This is a genomic window from Bradyrhizobium sp. (genome assembly GCF_019242285.1).
Taxonomy (GTDB): Bacteria; Pseudomonadota; Alphaproteobacteria; order Rhizobiales; family Xanthobacteraceae; genus Bradyrhizobium.
Genome location: NZ_JAFAVV010000065.1, coordinates 1 through 5,139, shown reverse-complemented (window position 1 = coordinate 5,139; position 5,139 = coordinate 1). Strand labels below are relative to the sequence as shown.

Sequence of the window (5,139 nt, the reverse complement as noted above, 5' to 3'; positions counted from 1 at the left end):
GAGGAGCGCAAGCACCAGTTCGCTACCTGGTACATTTTTGGGGCCTTCCTCGGCGTGATGCTCATCCAGTTCCTGTGGCTCCGCTTCACTCAGGTTGAAACCATTCCGTATAGCCAGTTCGAGCAATTGCTCACGGACAACAAAATTTCCGAAGTGCTTGTTGGCACCGAGACCATACAAGGCACGCTCAAGGAGCCGTTCCCCGATGGGCGGAAGCTGTTCTACACGGTCCGTGTCGATCCAGCCCTCGCTGATAAACTGAAGGAACACGGGGTTACCATCACGGGTGCGCCTTCGAGCAGTTTTCTCTCGACAATCTTATCGTGGGTGCTGCCAATATTCTTCTTCTACCTGATCTGGACCTATGGCTTCCGCCGTATGGCCGAGCGACAGGGGCTTGGCGGCTTGATGGCGATTGGGAAATCGCGCGCCAAGGTCTATGTCGAAACAGACACCAAGGTAACCTTTCGGGACGTAGCCGGTGTCGACGAGGCGAAATACGAGCTCCAGGAGGTCGTCGCTTTTCTGCGCGACCCGAGATCGTTTGGACGGCTGGGGGCTCGTATTCCCAAAGGTGTGTTGCTGATCGGGCCGCCGGGTACCGGGAAAACGTTGCTCGCCCGCGCGGTGGCGGGTGAGGCAGGTGTACCCTATTTCTCGATTTCGGGCGCCGAGTTCGTCGAGATGTTCGTGGGCGTCGGCGCCGCGCGCGTCCGCGACTTGTTCGAGCAAGCGCGCAAGGCGGCCCCGTGCATCATCTTCATTGACGAGCTGGACGCGCTTGGACGTAGCCGGATGTCCGGCGCGATTGGCGGCTACGACGAGAAGGAACAGACGCTCAACCAGCTGCTTGCCGAGCTCGACGGCTTCGATCCGAGTACCGGAGTGATCCTGCTGGGCGCTACCAATCGCCCCGAGGTGCTCGATCCGGCCCTGCTACGGCCAGGGCGCTTCGACCGGCAGGTGCTGGTCGATCGACCGGACCGCTCCGGGCGACTGGAAATCCTCAAGGTTCACGTCAAAAAGGTGCGGCTGGCAGAAGGCGTCGATCTCAACCAGATCGCCGGGTTGACCCCCGGCTTCACTGGCGCGGACCTGGCCAATTTGGTGAATGAGGCGGCAATCGTGGCGACGCGGCGCAACGGCGAGGCGGTGACGCTCGAGGATTTTACCGCCGCGATCGAACGCATAGTCGCGGGGCTCGAGAAGAAGAGCCGTATTCTCGGCCCGGTGGAACGCAGTCGGGTCGCCCATCACGAGATGGGCCATGCATTGGTTGCCGCGACCCTGCCGGGGGTCGATCCGGTCCATAAGGTCTCGATCATTCCGCGCGGTGTCGGGGCTCTCGGTTACACCATGCAGCGGCCGACGGAGGATCGCTTCTTGCTGGCGCGCGAGGAGCTCGAAAACCGAATTGCGGTGCTGATGGGCGGACGTGCCGCGGAAGCTCTGATCTTCGACGGAGAGGTCTCCACGGGTGCTTCCGACGACCTACAGCGGGCGACTCAGATCGCCATGGAAATGGTCACCCGCTACGGCATGAACGAGACGATCGGACAACGCACCTACGCGCCGCCGCCCCAACCCTTCCTGGCTGGGACGACAACCACTCCCGTCGATGCCTCAGATTCGACAGAGCGCGAGATCGATGTCGCCGTGCGCGACCTTGTGGCGACGGCGTTCAGCCGCGCAACCGATATTCTGCGCTCGCGTCTTGGCGATCTCGAAGCAGGCGCCCGGCTGCTGCTGGTCCAGGAGACTCTGACGGCCGATCAGTTCCCTGCGATCCGCTCGACCGCCCCGTTGGCAAATCCGGTATAGACAACAATTTTGCGTAAGCTGGCATTGGCCGCGCCTCCTCGACAATTACTGCGCGGAACGCGACGCCTCCCGTGCGAGTTTGATGTGCGCCTTCAGGGCGTCGGCGCCGATGGCACCAACGATGACGTCCTTGCCGATCACATAGCTCGGTGTCCCGGAGATGCCCAGGGCCGAAGCGAGCTTCGTATCCTCGCCGATCGTAATGGCGACCTCGTCGCTCGTCATGTCCTTTGCGAGCCGCGCCATGTCGAAACCTTGGTCTTTCGCCGCGTCGAGCGCCTTCTGCTCGGTCGCGACACCTGGGGCCCCCAGCAGCTCCTGATGAAAGGCAAGATATTTCGCGGGGTCCTGCATGCGCGCCGCGATCGCGACGCGCGCCGCCTCGGTCGAGCCAGGACCAAGGATCGGAAACTCCTTCAGCACCAGCTTGAGGCGCGGCTCGTCACGCAAAAGCGCTAGCGTGTCCACGAGCGCGCGCTTGCAGAAGCCGCAATTGTAATCGAAGAATTCGACCAGCGTCACCTCGCCTTGCGGATCTCCCAAGGTGACCTGATGCGGCGAGGCATAGAGCTCCGCGGCGTTGGCGCGGATCACGCCGCTGTCCGGGCCGGGCCTGGCCGCCGCGCTCGCCGACGCCGACACGCTCGAGCGGTGCTTCATCAGCTCGGCCAGAATCTGGCCGACCGCCTCCGGATGTTTGATGAAATAGTCCCTCACAATCGCGCCCACCTCGTCCGGGTGGGCGGCCATGTAGTCCCTGATGATCGCCTCAGTCGCGGTGCGGCTGTCTTGCGCCGGCGAGCTCCCAGGCGCACCCACCCAGCTGAGGAGGGCGGCGATGACGGGAAGCACGGAACGCATCGATGATCTCCTATCGTGGGTGGGGCTGGCCACCGCCGGGCCCGAATCCGGCACCTCCGGGCCCCGGAAAAGCCGGACCTCGCGGTGGACCGAACTGACCGGGAGCAGGCGCCAGCGTGCCCGGACCTCCAAAGGGCACGCATATGCCGGCGCGATTGCGGATGGCACCTCGCGGGCACGGCGCCGGCACGCAAATTCCACGCGGATTGGGCATTAATCCGGGCGGGCAGTGCAGGGGAGCGAGCGGTGCGCAGACGCCATTCGCTTGACGTGTCGTGCCGGGCGGACAGGGGGACGGGGTGATCGGCGTGCAGGAACCGTCCGGGGCTCTGATTTGGCCGCGTGGGCAGTGCGGCGGGGGTGCCTGCGCGCAAACGCCATTTCGCAGGCGCTTCTGGCCGGGCGGGCAGGGCGGCGGGGCGACCGGTGCGCAAACGCCATTTCGCCTGCGCTCCCGACCGGGCGGGCAGGGCGGAGGTCCGACCGGCGCACAGTGCCCGTTACGCATCAGCGCCTCGCCGGCCGGGCAGGCAGGCGGCACGACGACCGGTGGAGGAATGACGACCGGCGGAGGAACGACGACCGGCGGCGGTGCCGGGCGCTGGCAGGCTCCCTGCGCATTGCGGAACTCGCCTGGACCGCAAGGGAGCTGGCCGACAAGGCATGAGCGTCCGTCGGCACTGACGAAACGGCGATTGCAGCAGCTCCCGTCCGGCATCCTGGCGTAGCCCGCGGCGCAAGCCGGAATGCTTTGGATTTGCGCCGGACACTCGGCGCGATTGGATGGGTCGACCGGCTGCGAACAGCAGACCCCGGTCGTCGTGACGTTCCCGGGCGCGCAGCACGCGCCGCCCGCGGTCGGAATGCGGCCGGCGGCGCAGCAGAGATGTCCGATTGGAATGTGGAAGATCGGGACGCACATGTTCTTGCCGGGCAATGCCGGCGCCTGGCCTGGCGGGCAGCAAACCCCGGTCGAGGTGACGTTGCTTTCGAGGCAACACGTGCCGCCTGCTTGGACGTAGCCACTGGGGCACGGGCATTGCGCGGTTACAGCTCCGCCGGGCGGGCAAGCGGGCGGCTTCGTGGGTTGGCATTGGCCGTTGACCACCGAGCCGGCGCAGCAGGCTGGCGCGCCGCCAGAGCCGGTGTAGACATGGCTCGAATCGCAGCAGAAATTGCTCGGTCCGATCGCCGTCTGCCCCGCCGGGCAAGCCGAGTTCGAACATTCGGCGTTGGCCACGAGCGTCGCGACCGGACAACAGCGGCCGCCGATCTGAACATCAGGCCGCGGGCAGCTAGGCGCACAGCTCCCGGAAGGGATGCGGCGCACTTCGTCCGGCTGGCACGAGCCTGGCGGAGGCGGCGGCGGGTGGCGGATTTTCGGTGGAATGAGCGGTGGCCCCGTCCGACCCGGCGGCGCAACGGGCGGGGCGCCGGGCCCGGCGGGCGGGGCGGCGCTGGGAGGGGCGGCCGGCACCTCGAGGCCCGCGTGCGCCGCCGCCTCGCAAACCTTCGGTATGGCGATATCGCCCATATGGCCGCGCGCCGCTTCGTCGGAAGGACCATCGGCATAGCTGATGAAATAGCTCTCAACGGGCGGAGCGTTGCGCGGCCGGTTCTGCCACGCGCCGACGCCCTGAAGACCGCTGACTGGCAGAGCGCCCGATCGGGCGAGACGCTCCGCGAGGGTAGCGTCGGCGGACTGACGCAAATCTTCGCCCGACATCCAGACGAAGCCACCGCACGAGCCCGTGATGATGTCGCCGTCGCGGTCATAATTATAGCCGACCTCGACGCCGCCATTACCGTTGCGATAATCATGCGGGAAGCCAAGCGCATATTCGTCCGGCTGCTCCTGCCAGACGCGGCGGCCGGCGGCTTTTCCGACGATCGCGTAGCGTAGGACGCGTCCGATCGCCGGCTGAGACAACGCTTCGAAATCGAACGCGCCCGTTGGCGCCGGCCGCTCGGCGACCAGCATCCTGCCCTGAGCGTCGAAGGTAATCTTCGAGATTTCGGTCGGGCCCTGCGCGGGAGGCACGGCGAGTTCGATGACGGCGTCATCGCCGAAGGCGCCATCCGACCCGAGACCAACGGACCAGACCTGCAAGCCCTCGGCGATTGCATAGAAGAGGCGGCCGTCATGAACCGCAACGCCAAAGACGCGCCGCGCCGGGGAAGCGAGATTCCAGGTCGCGGGATCACCGCTGTCGAAGCGAGGGCTTGTGATGTCGATCGGTTGCTGCGTGCTCCAGGGGACAGCCGGCAGCTCTTGAGCGGCGCGCCCGGCAACGCCGTGATCGTAAGTGCCGAGATCGGCGCCGTTGAGGCCGAGGCGATGGATGAGGCCGGTCTCGCGATCGGAAACGAACAGCGACTTTGATCGCGGCTCGAACGTGAGCTCGCCGAGGGCGGCCCCGGAATTGAGCCGGCTCCCGGTGGTCACGTTGGCAAACA

Annotated in this window: 4 protein-coding genes; 3 read left to right on the top strand and 1 reads right to left on the bottom strand. The window is 66.1% G+C overall.

Annotated elements, in window-relative coordinates:
• Positions 1-33 precede the first annotated feature (33 nt).
• The gene (gene ftsH, locus JOY90_RS02875; protein WP_291689660.1) at positions 34-1,821 is read left to right on the top strand and encodes an ATP-dependent zinc metalloprotease FtsH; all 1,788 of its coding nucleotides are present in this window, start codon (positions 34-36) and stop codon (positions 1,819-1,821) included.
• A gap of 45 nt (positions 1,822-1,866) precedes the next feature.
• Here ftsH and JOY90_RS02870 read toward each other — a convergent pair whose 3' ends face one another.
• Complete coding sequence (locus JOY90_RS02870) at positions 1,867-2,682, bottom strand: DsbA family protein (protein WP_291689659.1); 816 nt, start codon at positions 2,680-2,682, stop codon at positions 1,867-1,869.
• Between the two features lie 1,489 nt (positions 2,683-4,171).
• Here JOY90_RS02870 and JOY90_RS02865 point away from each other — a divergent pair.
• Both JOY90_RS02865 and JOY90_RS02860 read left to right on the top strand, forming a co-directional pair.
• A complete protein-coding gene (locus JOY90_RS02865; protein WP_291689658.1) occupies positions 4,172-4,585 on the top strand; it encodes a hypothetical protein in 414 nt (137 codons plus the stop codon).
• Between the two features lie 240 nt (positions 4,586-4,825).
• Positions 4,826-5,065 (top strand): hypothetical protein, encoded by a 240-nt coding sequence (locus tag JOY90_RS02860; RefSeq protein WP_291689657.1) that lies wholly within the window; start codon positions 4,826-4,828, stop codon positions 5,063-5,065.
• The last annotated feature ends 74 nt before the right edge of the window (positions 5,066-5,139 follow it).